We start from the raw sequence: 25,508 nt of genomic DNA, 5'->3' as shown, positions 1-25,508 counted from the left end.
CCCCTTTAGAGTTCAGCAACCAGGTCATCAACCAGACGGCTGTTAGCTGACTCATCCAGATTCTCACCCAGAATACGCTCAGCACCGACTACAGCCAGAGCTGCAACCTGAGAACGAAGAGCTTCGCGGGCCCTGTTAGCTTCCTGCTCGATGTCAGCCTGTGCAGCCACCTTGATGCGGTCAGCTTCTTCACGGGCCTGCTCTTTGGCCTCGTCAAGGATCTGGGCAGAACGCTTGTTTGCCAGCTCGATGATTTCCTGAGCCTTTTCACGGGCTTCACGCAGTTCTTCGAGAACCTTTTTCTGAGCCAGTTCCAGCTCTTTCTGACCACGAGCTGCAGCGTCCAGTCCGTCAGCGATTTGCTTCTTACGGTCGTTAAGGGCCTGCATGATGGGTGGCCATACATACTTCATGCAGAACCAGACAAACACAGCAAAGGCGATCGTCTGACCGATGATAGTTGCATTGATATTCATGCGAACTCCAAATGCTCCAGTAAAATCTTAAAATCCTGCCTCAGATGAGCGTACTACTTCTATTTAGCAAAATAAGACGCTCCCAACAAAGTTGTTTAGATCAGCTTACCTAGCCAATGAGTACAACCAGGATCTTTATTCGGCTTTTCGTTTCGTTACGGCTCTCAGACCGGCCGTACTTCAACGCCAAGCCGGATCTTCACTGCAGCGATTACTGAACCAGAGCTACAAAAGGGTTAGCAAAGGTGAAGAACAGGGCTATACCCACTGCAATCATTGGCACAGCGTCAAGAAGACCCGCTACGATAAACATTTTGGTTTGCAGCATTGGAGCCGTTTCAGGCTGTCTGGCAACACCTTCAAGAAATTTGCCACCCAGTAAACCAAAGCCGATAGCTGTAGCCAGAGCCGCAAGACCCAGCATGAAAGCAACACCGATTGCAGTCAGACCTACTACCAGTTCCATATTTCCTCCCGACCTATTGTGGTCTTTGTTAAATTGAAGTTTTAGGTTAGTTAACACACTACGTCAGTCACCTGACGTACAATATCTATAATTAATGGTCTTCGCTTGCCATGCTTAGATAAACAATGGTCAAAATCATAAAGATGAATGCTTGCAGAGTGACCACCAGAATATGGAAAACAGCCCATCCAAAGTGCAAAGGTAGCTGCATGTAGCCGACCAGGGCAATCAGGATAAAGATCAGCTCACCTGCGTACATATTACCAAAAAGACGCAGTGCCAGAGAGATGGGCTTGGCAATCATGGTCACAGATTCCAGCAGGAAGTTGATTGGAATCAACAGAGCCTGCACAGCCTTGTTAGGGCTGCTGAACGGATGCAGGGTCAGCTCACCAATAAAACCACCAATACCTTTCACTTTGATGGAGTAAAAGATAATTAACATAAAGACAGACAGCGACATACCCAAGGTAATATTCGGATCCGTACTCGGTACGATCTTCATATAAGGAATGCCCAATGCAGAGGCCAGACCGGGAATCCAGTCAACAGGAATCAGGTCCATCAGGTTCATAAAGAAAACCCAACAGAAAATAGTCAATGCAAGGGGTGCGATCAGGTTATTTCTGCCATGAAAAGAGTCTTTGACACTGCCATCCACAAACTCAACGACCATTTCAACCAGATTCTGCATACCAGTAGGAACACCGGCAGATGCACGCTTGGCCACCATACGGAAGATCGTAATGAACACCACACCCAGCAGAACAGACCAGAACAGACTGTCTACGTGAAGCGCCCAGAAACCCATTTCTTTTGCTTCAGCAGCCGTTCTGGCAAAGGTCCAGGTGTCTTCCGACAGAACACCCAGCTCATTGCCATAATTGTCCACACGTTCAAAACCTGCAGGCAGCTTACCGAAGGTAAGATTCTGCAGGTGGTGGGCTATGTACTCAGTTGCAGTCGTTGCCATGAATTTTCCCGTACACCATCATCATTGTATAAATCTTTCGTCAGTAAACCCGCCTCAACTCTTTATAAGAAGAGGGGTCAGCCAGTTTACCGCCTGAATCAAAGCAAATGCACCGAACATCGCCAGGGGGTCGATTGACGGTATCAGTGTAAAAATCAGAATGAACGCAAGGACCGTTAAAGCAAACTTCCCCGCTTCACCCTGGTAAAAAGACCTGACTATTTTCTGTGCCGCTCTGGCTCCCCGGTATCGAAATGCTCTCCAGACCAGATAAGCATTGGGGATACTGCATGCCAAACCACCTGACAGGGCGGATATAGCGAAAGACTTACCCAGCGGCAGTAAAAGTAATGTCAGAGATACTGTAGCCAACAGTTGAGCAACGACTACACGATAGATACGTGGCTGTTGCAGATGCGGGTAACTGGCCCGACTGTCACTTCTAAACATCTCTTTACTTTTGACTCTCCACGTCGTCCTTACAGACACAGACTCCTGTGCTTAACCTGAGTATCATAACAGGTCCGATAAGTCTCAATCCGCCCCTAAGAAACTACCAGGGGTTTCAGCCTTTGCGATGTGTGAATACAGTTAAACATCAGATGGCAAAACTTCACACAACTGAAAATCTTAGAACTTTTTTTCACCCCTACGGCGCGCGAAAGTATACTAGTGACATGCACCTACGTTCAACTAATATCTTAAAGGTTGACGCTAGACGACTTCGGGTTAATATTATCCCAGGAGCCCCAATGAATGACATCCAATAGTTAACGGATTAAAAGCTCGTCATCCCATTGCAAAATAAACTCAGAGACTTTCTTGATCACGCCACTTCGATATTTTTTCCTGTTAAGTAACAGATAAAAATGACGATTCAGAGTCAGGTCAGAAACATTGATGGTCGATAGCAGACCCGCATCCCTGGCACGCCATATAGCCAGGTTGGAAATACAACCAATACCCAACCCTTCCATAACAGCCTGCTTGACGGCTTCGGCCCGGTTAAGACTCATTATAACGTTAGGTGTACATAAACGTGTTGCCAAGACTTCATCAAACAGTTCCCGGGTTCCTGAGCCTGGCTCCCTGAGTATCCACTCTTCGTGTTTCAGGGACTGAAGATCCACGGTTTTCCCTGCCATGGGATGGTCAGGATGACAAATAATAACAAGCTCATCTTCGCGCCAGGGGATTACCTCTATATCCGGGTGCAGACAGCTGCCTTCAACGACACCCAGATCAATCTCCATAGCCAATATTCTCTGCTGGATACTGCGGGTATTTTCAACCGCCAGTTCGGCCCTGATATGAGGGAATTCCTTGAAAAAATCCCCAAGAATACGAGGCATCAGGTTATTACCAATGGTAGAACTTGCATGTAACTTCAGCGTTCCCTCTTTATAGCAGCTACCCTCTATAAACTGGGTTTCAATCTCGTGGGCCCGATCAATCAGCTCTGCTGCCATAGGTAATAATGATCGACCAGAGTCGTTTAAAGTCATGGACGCACCAGCATGTCGGTCAAATAAGGGGCCTAAATGCTTTTCCAGTTCTGACAGCGCCATACTGGCAGCAGGCTGCGAAATAAACAGGGATTCTGCCGCTGCTGTGACTCTGCCGGACTGGGCGACCGCCTTAAAAATTTCAAGCTGTCTCAATGTGATATGCATTTACTGCTCCGATATCCATTGCCAGCTCAAAAAGGACGGTGAAATCCCGGGTGGCATAGATGAAAGTAAGATTAAAATGAATCCAAATAGTAAAAATATTTCTTATATCAACCCCATACGGTTAACACCTTAACTTTTAGGAGTTGTTATAAGCGAAAAGGACACCAAAACCCGGGTTGGCCTAAAAAATGACACCCGCAATGAAAGAGATCCTTCGTTACACGTACATTATAAAGAAGAGCACGCCATCCCTCGATAACCTTGACGATTTTTATAATAAAACCAACGAGGTTTTTAAGTGGGTGCAGGCTTCCTGATTTGCCTTTCAATTACCCGCTCATAAGTGCTCTTTATATGACTCTCCTGTTTTATTGATTATCCAGGGAATAAGCCTAGTCCATATAATGCAGTCACCATCGCAGATCAATATCATAGAGTTTTTTTGAAACCGTACTCAGAAAGATTTTTATGAAAATTGTCCAACAAGGAGTGGCTATGTACCGAGAATATAATGATCGTAATGTAAAGCATTGGGTCGATCTTAAAAAACAAACATCCGTTCTCGAAAAAATTGTGTACTGCAAACAAAAGAGAAAGTATTCATCAACGCTTGATAATCTTGGTGCTTTTTTCCGCGAAGCAGATAAACATTTGAAGTAATCAGATCGTCGTATAAGTTACCGGTTTTGTCTGCTTCTACGGCTTCTTGCAGGATAAAATTCGAACACTTTTTCAAGGCCAAATCTTGTCTGACCATGTATTGAGCTATTTTTTAATAACCGACAAACTTACCAGTTTTCAGGAGCCCAGTAACAATAAAACACACGACCCATAAGTTTGACTTATATGTGCCTATAATTTTATTGATTGTCCAAAAAGACTTTCAGAACTCTATAATTCGCTCATCATCATCATCAACAATAAGTAGCCGCTACCTTCAACCTCCGACATTGAAAGATAAGCAGCTACAAGAGGGATCAGCATAAAAGACAACAAGATAAGATAAATGTATTCAATATCTATTATCTTCACCTGCTAATGTATTTATCAATGCAGTGAAAATGCTATCAGATTTTGTTTATTCAAACCCGTAATCATCAGGACAAAATCCGATAGCTTTTTCCAAGCTGACCAGTGTGCGACAAGGTATTAGGCTGCTTTATGCAGCCGTTTTTTTACCTGCAATATTCTTCTCTTTTTTGCCTCTTCTGATCCAGCCTTTAAAAACACTTCATTAAAAACAATAAGCAGCTATCAATGGCGCTTCTCTGAAAGATCAATCTGGTAAACAGCAAAGCCTTCCTTATCTGTGCCAATCTTTTCCATCTTGTACACCGAGTTTTTCTGAATGAATGTCTCTGCTTTTTTGCCGGGAGCCGTTTCAACCACCACACTCAGGTCTACCTTGCTATTGATGGGTGCAATGCTCCAATTATTGTTAGCACCGGGAACAACCTGACCTTTCTCTTCGGTCGTTCGGCTAATATAGTCTGCCAGAATCTGACGGTTTTCATCTGGAGAAGCGAAAGCAACAAACGCCTCTCCGGTACCTGCAAAGTTACCGCCACCAAACGCACGGTAATTATTGGTGGCCAAAATAAAGGGTTGATCGTCTTTTACCGGCTTCCCATTCAGAGTCAACCCGGTAATGCGATGAGAGTCAGGGTTAACCAACTGACCATCGCCGCTAAAACGGGCAGGCTGAGTGACATCAATCTGATAATCAACCGCTACTAAAAATCTGACATAATCTGTAATTATGTAGACTTATCTACGCCGTCCACATGGATGCACGACGAATCGTGTCTAACTCCACTCTTGCGTAGGGTTTAGGGTCGAGCTGTAACGTGTCTCGACCATAATTATCAAGGTTAAAACTCGCACTGTAATCCCTATCATGCAGAGTTTTACATTTTGGACACCGCCACTCACGATCAGACAGAGTAAGATTGTCATTTACGTAGTCGCAAGTATGAACCGCACACTTCTTCGAGCTGGGAAAGAACCGGTCTGCAATCACAACCTGGCATCCTCTCAGCTCTGCCTTGTATTCAACAAGTTCTCTCAGCTTACCGAAACCTGCGTCACTGATTGCTCTTGCCAGTTTGCGGTTTTTTACCATGCCTTTGACATTCAGATTTTCGAGGGTGATTATTTTGAATCTTGACGTCAGATAATCACTTACCTCATGTAGTACGGCTGATCGCTGGTTACTTATCCGGTAATGCAGTTTGGCAACCGCTCGCTTGGCTTTCACATAGCGGTTGCTTCCCTTTGTTTTGCGGCTTAACGCCCTCTGTTTCCTGTTAAGGCGTTTCAGAGAGCCTTTCAGTTTCTGATTAGCAGCAAAGGTTTTGCCATTCGAACAAATAGCTAAATCCTTGATGCCAAAATCAACGCCTACAGACTCATTGCTTTGTGCTTTTGGGTCGTAATCCTGAGTGTCTACCAAAATAGAAGCGAAATACTTTTCGGCTCGCTTACTGATCGTCACCTGACAGGGTGTTCCTGTGAACCTCAGCTCTTGGCGCATCTTGATGCGGGTTTTCAGTTTCTCAATGCGAAGTGTTCTGCCATCAACATCGAACTTGGGTTTTTCTCTGAGAGAAAAGCTGTCGTGTAGTCCTCGCTTCTTGAATCTTGGATAACCTGCTTTTTCTCCTTTCTTCACCCGACGAAAGAAGTGAGTAAAGGCGTCATGAAGATCGTCGATTGTATTCCTGGTCACACGTTGGCTGACTTCGGCATACCAGGGAAACTCAAGCCTGAGTTCTTGGTATTTTTCATTCGCAGCCTTCTTTGACCATTTAACGCCTTCTTGATTGAAATGGGCTAACAGTTGATTGAACGCATGACGACGAGAACCAAAAGCTCTATCAAGATAATCGGCTTGTTGTTTTGTCGGTCTGAGTTCAATCTTGTGAGCTAACAACATCTCGCAAAGTCTCAAGCATTTTTTCGTATAACCTGAGTTCGCCAACCTTTTGCAGAACAGCAGGCTTCCAGTAACTCTTGCTGCCTGTCTAAGTCTGGCTTTTGGCCGTGACCGGATACTCTGCAATAGCAAAGCGTAGGCGCAGCTTCGTTACTGTAGCCTATGAATTCAGACATGTCGTAGTAACGAGTTCCACCTTTGGTCTTTCTGGCAGGAAGCAGCTCACCTGTACTTTCCCATTTTCGAAGTGTTACTGGGTCTGTACCAAGTAGACGAGCTGCCTCACCTATCTTCACTAATCTCTTATTTATACTTGAGATTTTATAAGATAGTTTTAGATTATAATAGATTGTTGCGAACTGTTTTTAACCCCTTCAACCGCATCGAAGTTGTAGGTACGGAAACCATCCCAGTTGATCAGATGCTGTTGCCCGGTGCTGGAGGGATCAATACGGTTAAATTGGCCAGCCGCTCTCTCCAGGTAGTCTTTCAGCTCTTTACCTGTCATCTTCAGGGCAACCAGAGTGTTAGGATACAGATAGAGATCAGCTGCATTGCTGAACGTCAGGGTTCCAGCTTCTACTTCGGTATAGCCATTGGGATCGTCTTTGCGACCCCCGGCCTTGAAGGGCGCGGCTGCGGAAATAACCGGAATACCATCCAGATCGGGATCGCCCTGAATAAATCTCTCAACATAGGCAATCTGGGCATCGTTGACGATCTGAACCGTAGGATCATCCTGAACCAGAGCGAGGAAGCTGTACATATTGTCAGACGCTTTGCCAATTGGCTGTTTTACGAAGTCAAGAGTGCCTTTGTGTTCTGTTTTTACCGCTTTGAGGACAGCTTCATCAGACTTGGCCAGAGACCGATTGTTGGGACGATCAAAAATAGGACGACTGATGGCTTTGCCATCTATGACCTCCCAGTGACCGTTACTGTTATCCAGAACCAGATCAACAACCCCCAGGTGATCACCCCAACGACCCGGCATCACAGAAGGAATACCATTGATGGTGCCCTTTTTCAGATCCACGCCTTTCAGACTGGCGAAATTATTACCGGGGAATACTGCATGGGAGTGACCAAACATGATGGCATCAATACCCTCTAAATGGGTCAGGTAGTAGACCGAGTTTTCCGCCATGGCCTTATAAGTTTCCTGACTGACACCGGAATGAGGGATTGCAATAACGACTTCTGCCCCCTCTTGCTTCATTTGAGGGACCAGTTTTTTTGCCGTTTCGGTGATGTCTCTGGCAATCACCCTGCCTTCCAGATTCTTTTTGTCCCACACCATAATCTGCGGCGGCACAAATCCAATGTACCCCACTTTTACTGTTTGAATATTACCTTCGGTATCGGTGAACTGTTGTTTTTTAATCAGGTACGGTTTGAAAACATGCTTACCCGTTTTGGCATCGTAAACGTTGGCACTGATATAGGGGAAGTTCGCTCCACTGATGGCCTTAACCAAAAAATCCAGACCATAGTTGAATTCATGATTGCCAATGTTACCGACATCATAATCCATCAAATTCATGGCTTTATAAGCGGGGTGGACTTCTCCTTTTTTCAGACCTTTATCCGCCATGAAGTCCCCCATGGGTGACCCCTGGATCAGGTCGCCGTTATCAACCAGAACACTGTTTTCAACTTCAGCACGAGCTTCGCGAATCAAAGTTGCAACACGAGCATAACCGAACTGGTTGGTAGGCTGTCCCTTTTAGTAATCGAAATCCATGATATTGGTGTGAATATCGGTGGTTTCGAGCACTCTCAGCTCAATAGTGGCTGCCTGTGAAGGACCGCCCAGAGAAGCCAGAGCAGCAAAAACAGCTGCGAAAAGAGTCGCCCTAGTGAAACGCATGGAAGATCCTGATGCTGTGAGTGATATTTTTCATCAGAGCTTATATGAGTGCCAATCACATTAATATCAGGGTTTTGCGAACAAACTCCTTGTGTTTATTGGGCATCGGACACTTATTGAATATGCGCCAGAACCCCGTCCAGTTCATCCAGGCTGTTGTAGGAAATCACCAGTTTTCCCTTGCCTTTGGCGTTATGGGTAATGGCAACCCTGGCTCCGACGCGATCCGATAAGTCATCTTCCAGGCGCTTGATGTCAGGATCTATTTTCTTCGAAGTTTTGTTCTTACCCTGCTCTTTTTCCTGCACCATACGACGTGCCAGAGCTTCTGTCTGGCGAACAGAAAGTCCTTTGGCCACAACGGTCCTTGCGGCCTCCAGCTGCTCCATATCAGACAGAGGCAACAGAGCTCGGGCGTGCCCCATCTCCAGGTCACCGTATTCCAGCATTTTCTTCACGTCAGAACTCAAAGACATCAGACGCAAGATATTGGCTACTGCTGCTCTGGATTTACCTACGGCCTCAGCCACCTCCTGCTGAGTCAGTTCAAACTCTTTCTGCAAGCGAGACAGCGCAATGGCTTCTTCAATGGGGTTAAGATCTTCCCGCTGGATGTTTTCGATCAGGGACATGGCTATGGCCGCTTCATCAGGAACATCCCTAACCAGGGCTGGCACCTCAGCCAGACCGGCCAGCTGTGCGGCTCTCCAGCGACGTTCTCCGGCAATGATCTCATAACGATTCCGGGACACCGGACGGACCACAATAGGCTGCATGATGCCCTGGGCTTTGATGCTTTCAGCCAGTTCTTCCAGAGCATCCGGATGCATATCCCGACGCGGCTGATATTTGCCACGCAACATAAACTCGACAGGAATCTCTTTGAGTTCCTTATTATCAAGTGTTTCGCCTTCAGGCGTTTCTGTCGGGTTGGTTAATTCATCGGAAACCGATGATGAGAGGTTTGCGCCTCCCATCAATGCACTTAAATTGGTGCCAAGACGTTTTTTAGCCATCAGGTCCCTGTCTTCCTTTCAGTCTTGAGCCCCTTGTTAAGAGCCTCTTGTCTGCGAACCAGCTCACCCGCCAGCGCCAGGTAAGCTACCGCCCCTCTGGAGGTTCGGTCATAAGCCAGCACCGGTTTGCCATGGCTTGGGGCCTCAGCCAGACGCACATTCCGTGGGATAACTGTACGATAAACCTGATCGCCAAAATGACCAATCAGCTGTCTGGATACTTCGTTGGTCAAACCCATTCGGGGGTCGTACATGGTTCTGAGCAGCCCCTCAATATGGAGCTTAGGATTAATGGTCTGTCTGATACCGGTAATGGTTTCCATCAGGGCAGTTAAGCCTTCCAGCGCATAATATTCGCACTGCATGGGGATAATGACACCTTCTGCGGCAACCAGAGCATTCAGCGTCAGCATATTAAGCGACGGTGGGCAATCAATCAGAATATAGTCATAGTGTTCACTGACAGAAGCCAGTGCATTTCTCAACCGGGTTTCCCTGGCTTCCATCGACATGAGTTCAACTTCAGCGGCAGTGAGGTCAGCGTTAGTGGGGACCACATCGTAGCCCGCATCTTCAGCGTTCTCAATAGCCTGATCGATGGAGCATCGTCCGGTCAGAACGTGATAGGAGGAATACTCCAGGTCATGTTTATTGATACCACTTCCCGTCGTGGCATTTCCCTGAGGGTCCATATCAACCAATAACACCTTTCGTTTGGTCGCTACCAGAGAGGCGGACAGGTTGATGCAGGAAGTGGTCTTTCCTACCCCACCTTTTTGGTTCGTTACCGCAAGAATTTTTCCCACTGCCAATTGCTACCGTATCGTCTTTATGTTTTTGAAAAGCTGTCTGTTTAAATTACACGCCAGCCTTCAGAATAACCAGATGCCTCTGTGCTTCACAACCCGGGACGTCAAGGGCATGGCTTTCCAGCAGGGAAATTTCCGGTCTTAGCTGCCTCAGATCGACCAGTTCCTGTTCCGGGTACAGGCCTTTCATTGCCAGAAACTTACCACCTGCCTTGATCAGATGGTGGCAGCCATTCACCATATCAGCCAGAGAACTGAATGCTCTGGACATAATAACGTCAAACGGCTGGATTGACTCAAAGGATTCTACCCGGCAATTCGCCACTGTGACATTTCCAAGACCCAGCTCTGTTTTAGCCTGAGTCATAAAACGTGTTTTTTTACCGTTACTGTCCAACAGGGTGTACTGCTTTTCTGGATTCAGGATCGCCATGGGTATGCCTGGCAGACCGGGCCCGGAACCTACGTCCATTAGATGATCCCCCTCCATAAAGGGCGCAATACTCAGGCTGTCGTGTATGTGCCGTGACACCATTTCCAACGGATCCCTGACGGCAGTCAGATTATAAGCTTTGTTCCATTTGGCAAGCAGCTCTACATAACGTGTCAGCAAGTCTGCCTGGCTATCCGCCAGTGACAGGGATTGCGCAAGTGCGCCCTTGCAGATGCGTTCACGTAAGGACAGAAATGACATCAAGAAGCAGTCCAGATAGGGTACATGGATTAACAGCCTCATGGCTTGATGGATAGTGTATTGCAAATAGCAGATTCAGTCGAATTGATAACCTTCTGATTGCACGTCAATTTTCATAGCCTTATTGATAAAAAGCAGTATCGAACCCGATGTGCCACTTTTCAGGCTGAAATTAAACCTTCTCGATGGTGAAAAGCCTGTTTGGCGGATAGGCTTAAAGAAAAGGCCGGAGTACAAATCGTCGATCAGACAAAAGATGGTGATGATAAACTCTTGGCTGTGCCTCTACTAATTTCTTTGGGAAGTCTCACAGTGCGTTATCAACAGACTTATGAAAAAAATAATCAAACGACTCTCACAGACTATTCTGAACAGGCTTAAGTCAACCGTTGATCTTTTCTCAGTTGATCGGTCAGAAACCGGATTGACTGTCAGAGAGCAGACTCAGTTAATCACTAACTTTTCACCATCGACTCTGAATATCAGGAAACCCACTCTGATCGCTCAACCTGTCACGCCCTATTCGATAAAAAAAGGACGAATGGCGCTGCGTAATCGTTTAAAAACAAAGCGCCAGTCATCCCGTGACGAGGCTTTGAGAAGGAAAAACCGATACCCGAATCGAAACAGGCTTGGTTTCTCGACCATAAAGCCAGGTCTGCGTCAGCGAGCCAAAATCAGGCAACCATCGAACGTTTTTTAAGATGAATCAGTAGCAACGAGACCGCTGCAGGTGTCATCCCCTGAATTCGGGAAGCCCGTCCCAGAGTTTCAGGCCTGTTTTCATTGAGCTTCTGCTTCAGCTCATTAGACAACCCCTCGATCACGCTGTAATCCAGGGCCTCAGGAATCTTTGTGCCTTCATAACGGCGAAGACGATCAATCTCTTCCGTCTGGCGATGGATATAACCTTCGTACTTGGTAGCAATCTCAACCTGCTCACAGACCTGTGGATTATCCTGGGGCTCACCGGAGAGTCCGGCAACATCCGTATAAGTCAGCTCGGGACGGCGCAGCAGTTCCTGCAGGCTGTATTCACGACTGATGGGCCTGGAGAGTTTATTGTCGATTTTTGCCGAAGCTTCGGTCTTTGGATGAATGAATGTGGTCCGAAGGCGTTCATTTTCCTTCTCAATTCGCTCTTTTTTGTCGCAGAATGCTGACCAGCGGACGTCGTCCACCAGACCCAGCTCACGTCCTTTTTCTGTCAGACGCAAATCAGCATTGTCTTCACGCAGAATCAGGCGATATTCCGCACGGCTGGTAAACATTCTGTAGGGCTCGCTGGTGCCATTGGTAATCAGATCGTCTACCAGAACGCCAATGTAGGCTTCATCCCTGCGAGGGCACCAGCTCTCTTTACCTTGCGCTCTCAGACCGGCATTCAAACCAGCCAGCAGTCCCTGGGCCGCTGCCTCTTCATAGCCGGTGGTGCCATTGATTTGCCCGGCAAAGAACAAACCACCAATCGCTTTTGTTTCAAGAGAATACTTCAAACCTCGCGGGTCAAAATAATCGTATTCAATGGCATAACCCGGACGGGTAATGTGAGCATTTTCCAGACCACGGATAGAACGCACCAGATCGACCTGAACATCGAAGGGAAGACTGGTAGAAATTCCATTGGGGTAGAGCTCATTGGTATTCAGGCCCTCTGGCTCGAGGAATACCTGGTGTGAAGACTTATCGGCAAAGCGGGTGATCTTGTCTTCAATAGAAGGACAGTACCTTGGGCCAATGCCTTCAATCACACCAGTAAACATAGGTGAGCGATCAAGACCCCCACGAATGATCTCATGGGTCCGTTCGTTGGTGTGGGTAATATAACAAGACACCTGACGGGGGTGCTGTTCGACAGAGCCCAGATAGGATACAACCGGAACCGGTGTATCACCCGGTTGCTCTTCCATCATCGAAAAATCAACAGATCGGGCGTCAATGCGGGCAGGCGTCCCGGTTTTCAGACGCTCAACGGCCAGATCAAGATCTCTCAATCTATTGGCCAATGCTATGGAAGGAGGATCTCCAGCTCTGCCACCGCTGTGATTTTCCAGACCAATATGAATTCGACCACCCAGGAAAGTTCCTGCGGTCAGGACCACGTTGGTTGCAAAGAAACGAACCCCCATGTTGGTCACTACACCGGTAACCTGACCCTGTTCAACCATCAGGTCATCAGCGGATTGCTGGAATATCCACAAGTTGTCCTGATTTTCCAGAATGTTTCGGATAGCTTCTTTATAGAGCGACCGGTCCGCCTGGGCACGGGTAGCTCTTACAGCCGGCCCCTTTCGCGCATTCAAAACCCGAAACTGAATACCCGCCAAATCCGTCGCCAGACCCATGGCACCACCCAGGGCATCCACTTCTTTCACCAGGTGACTCTTGCCAATACCACCGATGGCAGGATTGCAGGACATCATCCCCAGAGTTTCGATGTTATGGGTCAACAAGAGTGTTTTAACATCCATACGTGCAGAAGCAAGAGCAGCCTCTGTGCCCGCATGGCCACCACCAATCACTATCACATCAAACCGGGTTGGAAAATCCACTGCCAAGGTCACATCACCTTTGTTCGTTTATGGGTCTAATAAAAAAAAGAGGCGAATTATACCTCAGCTCTTTTGTCCACAACACGCATCCTTTTCATCACAGACGCTTTCAGCCTGTTTTTTCAGCTGAGGGGGTATTTAACCAAGGCCTTATTTCTTCAGATGTATAGCTTAGAGCGGCACCAGCGAAGGTTTCAGTCGTAAAGCCCGAAGTCTTGTATGTCATCTTCCTACTGTTTTTAGAGGTCCTTACTTGTGCGTAATATTAAATACAATTGCCATCTTTAACGTAGTGTTTATTAGATATTTTTATTATGTATGGTGTGAGTAGTTTCTGTGGGTAAGTAAAAAAAATTTATTTATATCAAATATTTATAAAATGAATAAGTGTGTCAGTCTGCTGTTGGGATCTTTCGGTTAAGATGTGGTTTACTTGTGGATAAAGTGGTTTTTATCCACACCTGAAATTTATCAATATCTTATCCCGGTACCTATAAATAGCTTCTCTATAGAACTTTCCACAACGCTTTTTTAACAGAATCTCCTCTCTGAAACGTCGATAAAACCTACGTTTGAAGCGTATTTTAGACTCATAAAAAGATATTTTTTATCCACAAGGCAGTATCAGCAAGTTCGAATAGTCAGAAGGTTCTTCGCAGATTGGAAAGGGGATGGAGAAACAGAAGATCAGGTAAGACGCAGACTGCTAGCGGAGCTCAAGGGCATCTGAACCATAAGGAAGGGCATTCGCTCAACCCAGAATCGAAGTCCTGTTGTTTAGTTAGGTGTACTGACAACAATATTTTGAACTTTCATTCCAAAAACTACTCCAAAATAATGAATGTATTTTTAGGAGGAACGTGCCATGGATGGAATAAGAAATAACGGCTTTGCCGAGTCACCCCCCCCGTCAACGCCCGATCAATCACCGGTAGAGACGCTAGCAGGCGCCATTGGTGGAATGTCCGTCAGTGTTCATAGAGAAGACGAGCCATTATGCCCTACATTCAGAGCAGGATCCGTCCAACTCTACCATCTGGATCTTGCGGATCGAAGAACCGAGCAAACCACACCTGCAACTAACATCAACATTCAATCACTACTGGTTTTAAGTCCGGGACCCAGGTATGACCTAAATGAATCACCGTCTGGAACGGTGTGCTGGAAACTGAATAAAACGTCAAAAATTAACGGAGTTAACTATGACAACAATAGTTGGCCGGACAGTCTGCCTCCAGAGTTGGTTGAAGAGATGTACAAAGCCAATATGGCAAAAGTTCTATTCACCGAGCCTGATAATTCCAACAGCACAGCTAATCAGCAGGGGGTTGCCTTACCTGCTTTGGAATCAACTGAAAAGCTAAACGCTACTGAGCAACCAATACCCAGTCTAGATATCCGATTGCCTGAATCTGACTCAGCATTGGTCTGGCGAGATTACTTTTATACTCATCCAGGGCAGGTTCTTGAAGATACATTAGCCCAGGCTTTTGGGTCTGATGGCGCACAATATCTCAGATCCCGACTTAATCAATTCGACCAAAGTGACAAACGAGTTCAACTATGGCAGAAAGTCTGCAAATTATTTGAGAAACTGGAAACCTGCTCATTCCCTTATAATCCAAAACAAACTTCCCCGATAGAGGGGCACGGATACAACATCATTCTTGACATGCTGTTAATGCCATGCAGAGTGAGTGGCTACAAAATTCGGAATGAAATGATTAGTTTCCTTAATGGAGAAGGAGTAGAGGGTGCATTAGCTTATAAAGAACGGAGGGTTTACAGAGGAGGTTGTACTCCCGAAAAAGAGGAAGTAAAACCTGGCACCGTTCAATTTTTTCTGACAACGACTCAAGTACGGCAACTATTCGAGCGACTCAGGTCATTTGTGACATCTTATGAGGGAGGCCAGTGAGTTGGGGGGGTGAACTCGATACACCCTATCTTGAGATGCAATAGCCACATATAGCCCGCCGTAAGGCCGGCTGTTCAGTGTGGGGCTCTGGCAAATCTGAAAAGGTGGGCGAATAGAACAAAAAAGTTAGTACTTATGTACTTAAAAACTAGCGATAAAGGAGGATTTCTGTAGAATACGCGAATGATAATATTTCTTATTTAGATTGATATTATAAAAATACGGTTGTCGCTCATGTTGAAAAATAAAGTCTCTTCAGCACTTTTAGCAACAGGTCTTATGGCTGCATCTGCCATCTCCCTGGCCGCAGAAGTGGTTAATGTTTACTCCTATCGTCAGCCCTTTCTGGTTGAACCTCTGTTCGCAGAGTTCACCAAAGACACCGGTATTGAAGTCAATACGGTGTTTGCTAAAAAAGGTCTGAGTGAGCGTCTTGAACGTGAAGGCAAACTGAGCCCTGCTGACCTCGTATTGACGACAGACATCAGTCGACTGATGAATCTGGTTGAAAAAGATCTCAGCCAGCCCGTTAACAACCAATCAATCAATAACGACATTCCTGCCCAGTACAGAGACCCTGAGGGTGAATGGTTTGCCCTGACCAAGCGTGTCAGAAACATCTACAGCACCAAACGTTCAGAGAAGCCGGAAGGCATCACTTACGACGATCTGGCCGATCCAAAGTACAAAGGCAAAATTTGCACACGCAGCGGTAAAAACGCTTACAACGTTGGTCTCGTTGCTGCTTATGTCGCTCACAATGGTGAGGAAGCGACCAAAGAATGGTTGGAAGGTTTCAAGGAAAACCTTGCCCGTCGTCCCCAGGGTAACGACCGTGCCCAGGTAAAGGCTATTAAGGAAGGCGTTTGCGATCTGGCTATCGGTAACAGCTATTACTATGGCAAGATGATGTCGGATAAAGAACAGCGTTCATGGGCTGAGTCCGTTTACATTAACTTCCCTGATCAGAAAGGCAATGGCTCCCACGTTAATGTGAGTGGTATGGTTCTGACCAAATACGCTCCTAACAAAGACAATGCCGTGAAGTTAATGGAATTCCTGGCCAGTGATAGAGCTCAGGCCACCTTCGCTGAAGTCAATATGGAATACCCTGTAAACCCTGACGTACCTGTTTCAAAGATTGTTGCTTCCTGGGGTGAGTTCAAATCTGACGATCTGCCTGTTTATAAGCTGGCAGAGAACTACGCAACCGCTCAGAAACTGTTAGACGAAGTCCGTTTTGATCTGTAATTGAAAGGCCTTTCGACCTTCTGAAGAGCCAGCGGCTGTTTGCTGGCTCTTTCTGCTACCTACCTCCTGACTCTGGTCTACGAGACCTCGGCGCCTTAACTTTCGATGTAAAAGCAATTCAGCGAGCCGAGCCCCGAGTCAACTTTACAGTCCGGATTCCGAAAAGTCCTGGAACATATGCTTGAGACGGTCATCAATACGGAGCCTGTAGTTTTTAATATAGGCGTCACGCTCTAAATAATTCAGTACATTTTTTAACAATAATGAGCGGTCTTCAGTTTTAACCAGCAGCTTTAAGCCTTCATCGTGTACTCTCTGAACAATATTTATGAGCTGCTCAATTTCAATTTTACCACCAGCAGCATCACACTCCATAAAAACAGCCTGATGCTGTGTTTTGGATAAATCGCTGAGAAAGTAATCGGGGCTTAATTTTTGTGGGAGTCCGGGCAAAAGAGGGGGACCCACCCGGCGGATCTGTTCCATCGGAATACTGAGTATTTTGGTCATTTCGTCTATTGATACAGTGCGCTCAGTGATCACTGCTGCCGCCTTGCCACCTTGATACTGACCCAGTTGCGATATTGCATCAGCCGCCTGAACTTCAGAGCTGCGCCACCATTGGGAACGGCAACTGTTTCCCTGCAAATTGCTCAGGTAAAGAAAGTTATGGGCTTCGCTGGTTAAGGGATCAATAACGCCAGGGGTTGCATCTTTGGCAGGAATATGAACATTTGAACTGACCATGATGGCTTTGTTATGAGTCATCACATGACTCATTGTATTTGCCAGAAGTTTTTTGCTAAGTGAGCCGTTGGCATCATCGATGACCACCAAATCCTTTCCGGCAAGCTTTTCGTCGATCTTTTCAGCCCATAGCGCCTCATTGCCCTCTAAGTCATTATACAGAGTACCTGCCGTAGCATCGTCTATGTAAAGGGTGTCAACACCATACTCGGCTGCTTTTTTGGCAACCGCTGTACATAGATGTGTTTTTCCTATTCCCGCTGATCCGCTCAGGAATAGTCCCATGGGCTTTTTATGCGAGGCTTCACACTGATTATTTATCACAGCGTGTGCGAACTTCAGGGCAGTACCTTTCATCCGTTTCTGCTGCTTTGAGTCGGCTTTGAATTGATCAAAATCAGAATCAAGATTTTCAATGGTGAACGGTGAAACCTGATGCACCGGCTTTGGTTCCATAGTCGGTGTGACAGGCAACAGTGGTCGACGATGCCAGACTTGATCCCACTGCGACAAAAAATATTTCCAGTACCTATTACTGAAGCGAAGCGCACAAGTGATGCCAACAATAGGGTGGTCATGGGGCAAGATATGGCCTTTCAGCTGGGCATAATGCCTTTCCCCCTTTCCGATAGCATGGATTGTTTCAGGACCCTGTGGTTTATTGTAGCCATCAATCAGTATTTTTTTGACTTGGTCGTAGGTTTTCGGTTCATCAAATTTATCCGGACCAAACCCCAGATAGAGATTCTGTCCGCTGCTGTTTTGCCCGGTGCATATCAGATTAAAACCTGTGGCATTACCGACTTTATGTTTCTTCGAGTAGTCTTTTACGCCCGCAATGTAGATGATATCACCCTTTTTGAAATCCCGTTTTGACAGTTCCTTGTCAGCTGAAGCAATGCGGGTTTCGTCAAGGTACGAAAGATTGTAAAACAGGTTATAGATAGGGTTGCTGATTTCGATCGGTTTTAAATTTTCAGCACCATTCGTGAACTTATAATAACTTTGGCTAATCGTGCAGGAAATTCTAAACTTTGCGACTGGTGCACCAAAGATCCGGTTGAATTCGTCGGTGCCAATGATGGATTCAATGGCTCGATACTGACAGGCCAGCAAAGCCGTTGCACAGTCCGCAAGGGTAGGGCCATGAAAAAAAGCATTCAGACGCTCACTGGGTGTATGCCCGTTATCCTCTGCTACAAAGCTGTTTACGTAAGTCCTATCAAAATATTCTGGTAGTGTGTGTTTCACGAGGTTCATACCGTTTGATAGCCTGGGAAGTTCATAGTTCATATAATCTTCATCATAAAAAACCCCCAGACGTTTTCTTACTTCCAGCACTTCTGGCGCACGAGAATCATCGTAAGTTGTCTTGACCAAGCTATTGTCCGATTGGGTAAAACTTGCGTCCATAAACGGAACAGGATCATAAAAGCTTGTCATGACTGAGCTCCGCTCTTCGTATAATGTGTTAAGTTGCTCGAGCCAATGAATCGTTTTATTGGCAAATTGTTCGTCCATGCGCTTATTACTGTCACTTACCGGGAAGGCTTTGTAAGAGGGAGTTATCACGCCTAAAGATTTGAAATGAATTGCCATAGTAGCATCATCATCTCGTAAGACAGGGGCATTACAGGAGGAAAGACATTGTTTTGAACCTTGTGCAGATACGACAGTATCGCTTGCGTCAGCGTTAGACTCTTCAATTATTCTTTTCCTCAGGCTCTGCGTCTGCCCGCTTGAATCCACCCTTTCTTTCGGGTTGTCAGCGACGTTCATCTCAGCACCATTTTTTACTGGCGAGGGCTTTACACTTCTTGAGGTGGAACCTGAAGTGGTGAGAGAGGGGCTATTTTCAGCCGATATTTTAGAAGATTCAGTCTCTGTTTTTCCGTATTGGAGAGGTACAGCGGGCTGATAGCTGTTAGCGAAAGTATTTACATTATCCATAATTAGTCGTTGTTTATTAAGTTGTATCTGCTGTTAATACCGTTCTTGTGGTTAGCTCATTTGCCTGGCAAATTTAATGCTTCAGGCAATCTTAAGAGAAGGGGTAAATTATCCGTATCTTGTACTATCACCCTGTTATTGGACAGAGAGGAAATGATTTAGTTCACTACTACATGGGGGGCTCAGGTCAGGAATTTGAACCCTAATCTGCCAGATTGCGTATTTGAATCTTATTGGTCGTTTCCTGGGGTGAGTTCAAATCCGACGATCTGCCTGTCTACAAGCTGGCAGAGAACTACGCGAGTGCTCAGAAACTGTTAGACGAAGTCCGTTTTGATCTGTAATTAAAAGGTCTTTCGGCCTTCTGGAGAGCGGGCGGCTGCTTGCTGCCTCTTTCTGCTTCTTACACCAATCGAACTTTCTAACGCCCTATTGCGCTATAGATGGGAGTTAGAAAGCACGATTGGCATTACTCCGTTAATGACTGACTCCGGTCTATAAGGCCTCGGCGCCTCAGCTTTCGATGTAAAAGCAATTCAGCGAGCCGAGCCCCGAGTCAACTTTACAGTCCGGATTCCGAAAAGTCCTGGAACATATGCTTGAGACGGTCAGCAATACGGATCCTGTACTTTCTAATACTGAAATCTTTCTCTAAATAATTCAGTACATTTTTTAACAATAATGAGCGGTCTTCGGTTTTAACCACCAGCTTTAAGCCTTCATCGTGTACTCTCTGAACAATATTTATGAACTGCTCAATTTCAATTAAGCCACCAGCAGCATCACACTCAATAAAAACAGCCTGATGCTGTGTTTTGGATAAATCGCTCAGAAAGAAATCGGGGCTTATTTTTTGTGGGAGTCCGGGCAAAAGAGGTGAGTCCACCCAGCGGATCTGTTCTGCCGGAATACTGAGTATTTTGGCCATTTCGTCTATTGATAGAGCGCGTTCAATGATCACTGCTGCCGCCTTGCCACCTTGATACTGACCCAGTTGCGTTATTGCATCGGCCGCCTGAACTTCAGAGCTGCACCACCATTGAGAACGGCGACTGTCTCCCTGTAAATCGCTCAGATAAAGAAAATTGTGAGCTTTCCTGGTTAAGGGATCAATAACGTCAGGGGTTGCATCTTTGACAGGAATATGAGGATTTGAACTGACCATGATGGCTTTGTTATGAGTCATCACATGTTTCATTGTTTTTGCCAGAAGTTGTTTACTAAGATATCCGCCGCTGGCATCATCGATGACCACCAAATCCTTACCGACAAGCATTTCGTCGATCTTTTCAGCCCACAGCGCTTCATTACCCTCTGAGTCATTATAAAGACCAGCTGCCGTAACTTCGTCTATATAAAGGGTGTCGACACCATATTCGGCTGCTTTTTTGGTAACCGCTGCACATAGATATGTTTTTCCTAATCCCGCTGATCCGGTCAGGAAAAGTCCCATGGGCTTTTTATGCGAGACTTCGCACTGATTATTTATCACAGCGTGTGCGAACTTCCGGGCCGCATCTTTCATCCGTTCCTGCTGTTCTGAGTCGGGTTTGAATTGATCTAAATCAGCATCAAGATTTTCAATGGTGAACGATGAAGCCTGATGCACCGGCTTTGATTCCATAGTCGGTGTAACAGACGACAGTGGTTGACGATGCCAGACTTGATCGCACTGCGACAAAAAATATTCCCATCGCTCATTACTGAAGCGAAGCGCACAAGTGATACCAGCAATAGGGTGGTCATGGGGCACGGTATGGTCTTTCAGCTGGGCATACTGCGTTTCCCCCTTTTCGATTGCACGGATTGTTTCAGGACCCTGTGGTTTATTGTAACCATCAATCAATATTTTTTTGACTTGGTCATAGGTTTTCGGTTCAACAAATTCATTCGGACCAAACCCCAGATAGAGATTCTGTCCGCTGCTATTTTGCCCGGTGCATACCAGATTGAAACCTGTAGCATTACCGATTTTATGTTTCTTCGAGTAGCTTATAACACCCATAATGTAGATGAGATCGCCCTTTTTGATATCCCGTTCTAACAGTTTCCTGTCAGCTGAATAAGTGCCGGTTTCGTCAATGTGCATAAGATTGTCAAACAGATCATAGATAGGGTTGCTGACATCGATCGGCTTTAAATATCCGGCACTATTCGTGAAGTTAAAAGGGTTTTTGCTGGTGTGCGACATAATCGTGCAGGAAATTCTAAACTTTGCCACCGGTGCACCAAAGATCCGGTTGAATTCGTCGGTGCCAATGATGGATTCAATGGCTCGATACTGGCAGGCCAGCATGGTTGTCGCACAGTCTGCAATGGTGGGGCCATGAAAAAAAGCATTCAGACACTCACTGGGTGTATGCCCGTTATCCTTTGCTACAAAACTGGATCTATAACTCCTGTCAAAATATTCTGGTAGTGAGTGCGTTACGAGGTTAATACCGTTTGACAGCCTGGGAAGTTCATAGTCCATATAATCCTCATCATAAAAAACACCCAGACGTTTTCTTGCTTCCTGCACTTCTGGCGAACGAGAAGCACCGCAGGTTGTCATGTCAAGGCCATTGCTCGTAAAAAGTGTGCCCATAAACGCAGCTGGATCATAAAAGTTTGTCCTGACAAAGTTATTGCTCAATTGGGTAAAACTTGCGTTCATTGGCGGAACTGGATCATAAAAACTTGTCATGACTGAGCTCCGCTCTTCGTATGATGTGTTAAGTTGCTCGAGCCAATGAATCGTTTTATTGGCAAATTGTTCATCCATGGGCTTATTACTGTGACTTACCGGGGAGGGTTTGTAAGAGGGTGTAATCGTGTCTAAAGATTTGAAATGAATTGCCAGAATAGCATCATCATCTCGTGAGACAGAGGCATTAGAGAAAGGAAAATGTTGTTTTGAACCTTGTGCAGATAGAACAGTACCGCTTGCGGCAGTATTAGACTCTTCAATGATTCTTTTCCTCAGGCTCTGCGACTGCCCGCTTGAATCCACCCTTTCTTTCGGGTTGTTAGCGACGTTCATCTCAGGAGCATTTTTTACTGGCGAGGGATTTACACGTCTTGAGGTGAAAACTGAAGAGGTGAAAGGGGGACTATTTTCTATATTTTCGAATTGGAAAGCTACAGCGGCCTGACAGCCGGTAGTAGAAAAAGTTACACTATTCATAATTGATCGTCCTTTTAAGTTGTATCTGCTGTTAATACCATCCTTCTGGTTAGCTCATTTGCCTGGCAAATTTAATGCTTCATAACAGTTCTTCAGGCAATCTCAAGAGAAGGAGTAAATTATCCGAATCTTGTACTATCGCTCTGTTTATTTAGACAGAAAGGAAATGATTTAGTTCACTGCTAAAGGGGGGCTCTGGTCAGGAATTTGAACCCTAATCTACCAGATTGTGTATTTGAAGCTGATTGGCCGTTTCCCGAGCTGAGTTCAAATCCGACGATCTGCCTGGCTTCTTACTCCGCTAATGACTGACTCTGGTCGAGGCTTCGGCGCCTTAGCTTCCGATGTAAAAGCAATTCTGCTGGCCGAGCCCCGAGTCAACCCTGGAGTCCGGATTCCGAAAAGTCCCGGAACATATGCTTGAGTCGGTCAGCAATACGGAGTTCGTACGTTTCAAGAAAAAAGTCTTTCTCCAGGAGATCCGGTACAGCTTTTAACAATAATAAGCGGTCTTTGGTTTTGACCACCAGCTTTAAGCCTTCGTCGTGTACTCTCTGAACAATATTTATGAGCTGCTCAACATCACGTCTATAAGCAGGATCACACTCCATAAAAACAGCCTGATGCTGTGTTTTGGATAAATCGCTGAGACGGTAATCAGGGCTTATTTTTAGTGGGAGTCCGGGCGAAAGAGGGGAACCCACCTGACGGATCTGTTCTGCCGGAATACTGAGCATTCTGGCCATTTCGTCTATTGATACAGCGTTCTCGGTGATGACTGCTGCCGCCCTGGGGCCATGATACTGACCCAGTTGCGATATTGCATCAGCAGCCTGTATTTCAGGGCTGTGCCACCATTGGGAACGGCGACTGTCCCCCTGCAAATCGCTCAGGTAAAGAAAGTTATGGGCTTCCCTGGTTAAGGGATTAATAACGCAAGGGGTTGCATCCTTGACAGGAATATAATTATTTGAACTGAGCATGATGGCCTTGTTATCAGTCATCACATGTTTCATTGCTTTTGCCAGAAGTTTTTTGCAAAGGCATCCGTCGTTGGCATCATCAATGACCACCAAATCCTTTCCGGCAAGCATTTCGTCGATCTTTTTGGCCCATTGCTCTTCTCTACCCTGATAGTCCATATACAGATCGCGTACCATAGCTTCGTCTATGTAAAGGACGCTGGCACCATATTCGGCTGCTTTTTTGGCAACAGCTACACAAAGGTACGTTTTTCCTATTCCCGCTGATCCGGTCAGGAATAGTCCCATGGGCTTTTTGTGCGAGGCTCCACCCTGATTATTAATCACAGCGTGTGTGAACTTCCGGGCCGCATCTTTCATCCGTTCCTGCTGTTCTGAGTCGGGTTCCAATTGATCCAGATCAGCATCAAGATTTTCAATGGTGAACAGTGAAACCTGATGCACCGGCTTTGGTTTCATAGTCGGTGTGACAGGCAACAGCGGTCGATGATGCCAGACTTGGTCGCGCTGCGACGAAAAATATTTCCAGAACTCCATACTGAAGCGAAGCGCAAAAGTGATGCCAACAATAGGGTGGTCATGGGGCAGAATACTGTCTTTCAGCTGGGCATACTGCGTTTCCCCCTTTTTGATTGCATAGTTTGTCACAGAATTCTGTGGTTTATTGTAGCCATCAATCAGTATTTTTTTGACTTGGTCGTAGGTTTTCGGTTCATCAAATTTATCTGGACCAAACCCCAGATAGAGATTCTGTCCGCTGCTGTTTTGCCCGGTGCACATCAGATTAAAACCCAGAGAACAACCGCTCTTATGTTTCTCCAGGTAGCTTTCAACACCCTGAATGTAGATGACATCACCCTTTTTGATATCCCGTTCTGACAGTTCCCTGCCAGTTAAATTAGTGCCGGTTTCGTCACTGAGCGAAAGATTGTAAAACAGATCATAGATAGGGTTGGTGGCATCGATTGGATCAATATTCCCGACGTTAGTAGTGTGTTTGCTGGTATGCGACATAATCGTACAGGAAATTCTGAACTTTGAGATCGGTGCACCAAAGATCCGGTTGAATTCGTCAGTGCCAATGATGGATTCAATGGCTCGATACTGACAGGCCAGTAAAGCCGTTGCACAGTCCGCGAGGGTAGGACCATGAAAAAAAGCATTCAGACACTCACTGGGTGTATGCCCGTTATCCACTGCTACAAAACTGTTTCTGTTACCCAGGTCAAAAAATTCTGGTAGTGTGTGCCGCCCGAGGTAGATACCGTATGACAGCTCGGGAAGTTCATATTTCTTATAATCCTCAGGATAAAATATACCCAGACGTTTTCTTAACTCCAGCCGTTCTATCCCATCATACATCTGAGCAAAGGAAGGAGAACAGTCTGCCCTGGCTGAGCCAGAAGGAGATAAACTTGTCGAGTCTAAGCCAGTGCTCAATTTGGTAACACTGACTTTTTCTAATGATGCCTTTTTTTTATAAAAATTATAAAAATCATAAATGCTTGTAATGACTGAGCTCCGCTCTTCGTATGATGTGTTAATGCGCTGGAGCCAATGAATCGTATGTTCGGCAAATAGTTCATCCATGGGCCTATTACTGCCATTTGCCGGGAAGGATTTGTAAGAGGGAGTTATCTTGCGTAAAGATTCAATATGATGTTCTTGAATACCCCGATCAACTTCGTAGAAAGGGTCATAGAAGTAGGGTCGGTATTGTTTTGAACCTTGTTTAGATATGACAGTACCGCTTGCGGAGAACGAAGTACTGGAATTTTCAATTATTCTTTTCCTCAGGCTCTGCGTCTGCCCGCTTGAATCCCCCCTTTCTTTCGGGTTGTCAGCGACGCTCATCTCACCACCATTTTTTACTGGCGAGGGCTTTACACTTCTTGAGGTGGAACCTGAAGTGGTGAGAGAGGGGCTATTTTCAGCCGTTATTTTAGATGATTCAGTCTCTGTTTTTCCGTATTGGAGAGGTACACCTGACTGATGGCCGGTAACAAAAGTATTTGCATTATCCATAATT

20 protein-coding genes and 1 pseudogene are annotated in these 25,508 nt (G+C 45.9%); 4 read left to right on the top strand and 17 right to left on the bottom strand.

All coding sequences use genetic code 11. The features are described 5' to 3' along the window. Positions 1–5 precede the first annotated feature (5 nt). The 5 genes from P6910_RS00180 to P6910_RS00160 form a co-directional block, all read right to left on the bottom strand. On the bottom strand, positions 6–476 hold the full coding sequence (locus P6910_RS00180) for a F0F1 ATP synthase subunit B (protein WP_317144277.1): 471 nt from the start codon (positions 474–476) through the stop codon (positions 6–8). A 211-nt stretch (positions 477–687) separates the two neighbouring features. Further along, positions 688–942, bottom strand: a complete 255-nt coding sequence (atpE, locus tag P6910_RS00175) for a F0F1 ATP synthase subunit C (RefSeq protein ID WP_257253757.1) — start codon at positions 940–942, stop codon at positions 688–690. Between the two features lie 91 nt (positions 943–1,033). Further along, positions 1,034–1,915, bottom strand: a complete 882-nt coding sequence (gene atpB / locus P6910_RS00170) for a F0F1 ATP synthase subunit A (RefSeq protein WP_317144276.1) — start codon at positions 1,913–1,915, stop codon at positions 1,034–1,036. A gap of 54 nt (positions 1,916–1,969) precedes the next feature. Beyond that, positions 1,970–2,365 (bottom strand): ATP synthase subunit I, encoded by a 396-nt coding sequence (locus P6910_RS00165; RefSeq protein ID WP_317144275.1) that lies wholly within the window; start codon positions 2,363–2,365, stop codon positions 1,970–1,972. Positions 2,366–2,685: 320 nt separating this feature from the next. Beyond that, positions 2,686–3,588: a LysR substrate-binding domain-containing protein gene (locus tag P6910_RS00160; protein ID WP_317144274.1), complete on the bottom strand. Its 903-nt coding sequence runs from the start codon at positions 3,586–3,588 to the stop codon at positions 2,686–2,688. Positions 3,589–4,056: 468 nt separating this feature from the next. Between P6910_RS00160 and P6910_RS00155 the strand changes: the two genes are divergently transcribed. Next, a complete protein-coding gene (locus P6910_RS00155; protein WP_317144273.1) occupies positions 4,057–4,248 on the top strand; it encodes a hypothetical protein in 192 nt (63 codons plus the stop codon). A 594-nt stretch (positions 4,249–4,842) separates the two neighbouring features. On the opposite strand, the gene P6910_RS00150 is transcribed toward P6910_RS00155, so the two are convergent. From P6910_RS00150 to rsmG, 8 genes and pseudogenes are all read right to left on the bottom strand, one after another. Then, on the bottom strand, positions 4,843–5,304 hold the full coding sequence (locus P6910_RS00150) for a 5'-nucleotidase C-terminal domain-containing protein (RefSeq protein WP_317146599.1): 462 nt from the start codon (positions 5,302–5,304) through the stop codon (positions 4,843–4,845). A 55-nt stretch (positions 5,305–5,359) separates the two neighbouring features. Next, positions 5,360–6,523 (bottom strand): RNA-guided endonuclease TnpB family protein, encoded by a 1,164-nt coding sequence (locus P6910_RS00145; protein WP_317144272.1) that lies wholly within the window; start codon positions 6,521–6,523, stop codon positions 5,360–5,362. A gap of 11 nt (positions 6,524–6,534) precedes the next feature. Then, positions 6,535–6,819 carry a recombinase family protein gene (locus tag P6910_RS00140; RefSeq protein WP_317144271.1) on the bottom strand — a complete coding sequence of 95 codons (285 nt, stop codon included), beginning with the start codon at positions 6,817–6,819 and terminating at the stop codon, positions 6,535–6,537. A gap of 38 nt (positions 6,820–6,857) precedes the next feature. Continuing rightward, positions 6,858–8,234: pseudogene (locus tag P6910_RS00135) on the bottom strand (bifunctional 2',3'-cyclic-nucleotide 2'-phosphodiesterase/3'-nucleotidase); the annotation flags it as partial. Between the two features lie 15 nt (positions 8,235–8,249). Then, positions 8,250–8,393 (bottom strand): hypothetical protein, encoded by a 144-nt coding sequence (locus P6910_RS00130; protein ID WP_317144270.1) that lies wholly within the window; start codon positions 8,391–8,393, stop codon positions 8,250–8,252. A 113-nt stretch (positions 8,394–8,506) separates the two neighbouring features. Next, positions 8,507–9,412 (bottom strand): ParB/RepB/Spo0J family partition protein, encoded by a 906-nt coding sequence (locus P6910_RS00125; RefSeq protein ID WP_317146598.1) that lies wholly within the window; start codon positions 9,410–9,412, stop codon positions 8,507–8,509. Further along, positions 9,409–10,215, bottom strand: a complete 807-nt coding sequence (locus P6910_RS00120) for a ParA family protein (protein WP_317144269.1) — start codon at positions 10,213–10,215, stop codon at positions 9,409–9,411. Before P6910_RS00120 ends, P6910_RS00125 begins: the two co-directional genes overlap by 4 nt. Positions 10,216–10,267: 52 nt before the next feature. Next, a complete protein-coding gene (gene rsmG / locus P6910_RS00115) occupies positions 10,268–10,912 on the bottom strand; it encodes a 16S rRNA (guanine(527)-N(7))-methyltransferase RsmG (RefSeq protein ID WP_317144268.1) in 645 nt (214 codons plus the stop codon). Between the two features lie 331 nt (positions 10,913–11,243). On the opposite strand from rsmG, the gene P6910_RS00110 reads away from it, so the two are divergent. Next, positions 11,244–11,615 carry a hypothetical protein gene (locus P6910_RS00110; RefSeq protein WP_317144267.1) on the top strand — a complete coding sequence of 124 codons (372 nt, stop codon included), beginning with the start codon at positions 11,244–11,246 and terminating at the stop codon, positions 11,613–11,615. Here P6910_RS00110 and mnmG read toward each other — a convergent pair. After that, positions 11,590–13,464 carry a tRNA uridine-5-carboxymethylaminomethyl(34) synthesis enzyme MnmG gene (gene mnmG, locus P6910_RS00105; RefSeq protein ID WP_317146597.1) on the bottom strand — a complete coding sequence of 625 codons (1,875 nt, stop codon included), beginning with the start codon at positions 13,462–13,464 and terminating at the stop codon, positions 11,590–11,592. The two genes, P6910_RS00110 and mnmG, sit on opposite strands and share 26 nt — an antisense overlap. Positions 13,465–14,329: 865 nt before the next feature. Here mnmG and P6910_RS00100 point away from each other — a divergent pair. Together P6910_RS00100 and P6910_RS00095 are read left to right on the top strand one after the other, a co-directional pair. After that, positions 14,330–15,382 (top strand): hypothetical protein, encoded by a 1,053-nt coding sequence (locus P6910_RS00100; RefSeq protein ID WP_317144266.1) that lies wholly within the window; start codon positions 14,330–14,332, stop codon positions 15,380–15,382. A 234-nt stretch (positions 15,383–15,616) separates the two neighbouring features. Beyond that, on the top strand, positions 15,617–16,633 hold the full coding sequence (locus P6910_RS00095; protein ID WP_317144265.1) for a Fe(3+) ABC transporter substrate-binding protein: 1,017 nt from the start codon (positions 15,617–15,619) through the stop codon (positions 16,631–16,633). 144 nt (positions 16,634–16,777) lie between these two features. Here the strand turns inward: P6910_RS00095 and P6910_RS00090 are convergent, their stop codons facing one another. The 3 genes from P6910_RS00090 to P6910_RS00080 form a co-directional block, all read right to left on the bottom strand. Next, positions 16,778–19,330, bottom strand: coding sequence for an ATP-binding protein (locus P6910_RS00090; RefSeq protein WP_317144264.1), 2,553 nt, complete (start codon positions 19,328–19,330; stop codon positions 16,778–16,780). A gap of 562 nt (positions 19,331–19,892) precedes the next feature. Further along, on the bottom strand, positions 19,893–22,496 hold the full coding sequence (locus tag P6910_RS00085; protein WP_317144263.1) for a hypothetical protein: 2,604 nt from the start codon (positions 22,494–22,496) through the stop codon (positions 19,893–19,895). A gap of 377 nt (positions 22,497–22,873) precedes the next feature. Next, positions 22,874–25,504, bottom strand: a complete 2,631-nt coding sequence (locus P6910_RS00080) for an ATP-binding protein (RefSeq protein WP_317144262.1) — start codon at positions 25,502–25,504, stop codon at positions 22,874–22,876. Positions 25,505–25,508 lie beyond the last annotated feature (4 nt).

This window comes from Endozoicomonas sp. 8E (assembly GCF_032883915.1).
Taxonomy (GTDB): domain Bacteria; phylum Pseudomonadota; class Gammaproteobacteria; order Pseudomonadales; family Endozoicomonadaceae; genus Endozoicomonas_A.
This window is presented reverse-complemented; position numbering and strand designations above follow the sequence as displayed.

Coding starts and splice junctions, on each gene's coding strand:
- P6910_RS00165 (WP_317144275.1), bottom strand. CDS start 2,365: ATGTTTAGAAGTGACAGTCGGGCCAGTTACCCGCATCTGCAACAGCCA.
- P6910_RS00100 (WP_317144266.1), top strand. CDS start 14,330: ATGGATGGAATAAGAAATAACGGCTTTGCCGAGTCACCCCCCCCGTCA.
- P6910_RS00085 (WP_317144263.1), bottom strand. CDS start 22,496: ATGAATAGTGTAACTTTTTCTACTACCGGCTGTCAGGCCGCTGTAGCT.
- P6910_RS00130 (WP_317144270.1), bottom strand. CDS start 8,393: ATGCGTTTCACTAGGGCGACTCTTTTCGCAGCTGTTTTTGCTGCTCTG.
- rsmG (WP_317144268.1), bottom strand. CDS start 10,912: ATGTCATTTCTGTCCTTACGTGAACGCATCTGCAAGGGCGCACTTGCG.
- P6910_RS00095 (WP_317144265.1), top strand. CDS start 15,617: ATGTTGAAAAATAAAGTCTCTTCAGCACTTTTAGCAACAGGTCTTATG.
- P6910_RS00145 (WP_317144272.1), bottom strand. CDS start 6,523: ATGTTGTTAGCTCACAAGATTGAACTCAGACCGACAAAACAACAAGCC.
- P6910_RS00090 (WP_317144264.1), bottom strand. CDS start 19,330: ATGGATAATGTAAATACTTTCGCTAACAGCTATCAGCCCGCTGTACCT.
- atpB (WP_317144276.1), bottom strand. CDS start 1,915: ATGGCAACGACTGCAACTGAGTACATAGCCCACCACCTGCAGAATCTT.
- P6910_RS00110 (WP_317144267.1), top strand. CDS start 11,244: ATGAAAAAAATAATCAAACGACTCTCACAGACTATTCTGAACAGGCTT.
- P6910_RS00155 (WP_317144273.1), top strand. CDS start 4,057: ATGAAAATTGTCCAACAAGGAGTGGCTATGTACCGAGAATATAATGAT.
- P6910_RS00180 (WP_317144277.1), bottom strand. CDS start 476: ATGAATATCAATGCAACTATCATCGGTCAGACGATCGCCTTTGCTGTG.
- P6910_RS00160 (WP_317144274.1), bottom strand. CDS start 3,588: ATGCATATCACATTGAGACAGCTTGAAATTTTTAAGGCGGTCGCCCAG.
- P6910_RS00080 (WP_317144262.1), bottom strand. CDS start 25,504: ATGGATAATGCAAATACTTTTGTTACCGGCCATCAGTCAGGTGTACCT.
- atpE (WP_257253757.1), bottom strand. CDS start 942: ATGGAACTGGTAGTAGGTCTGACTGCAATCGGTGTTGCTTTCATGCTG.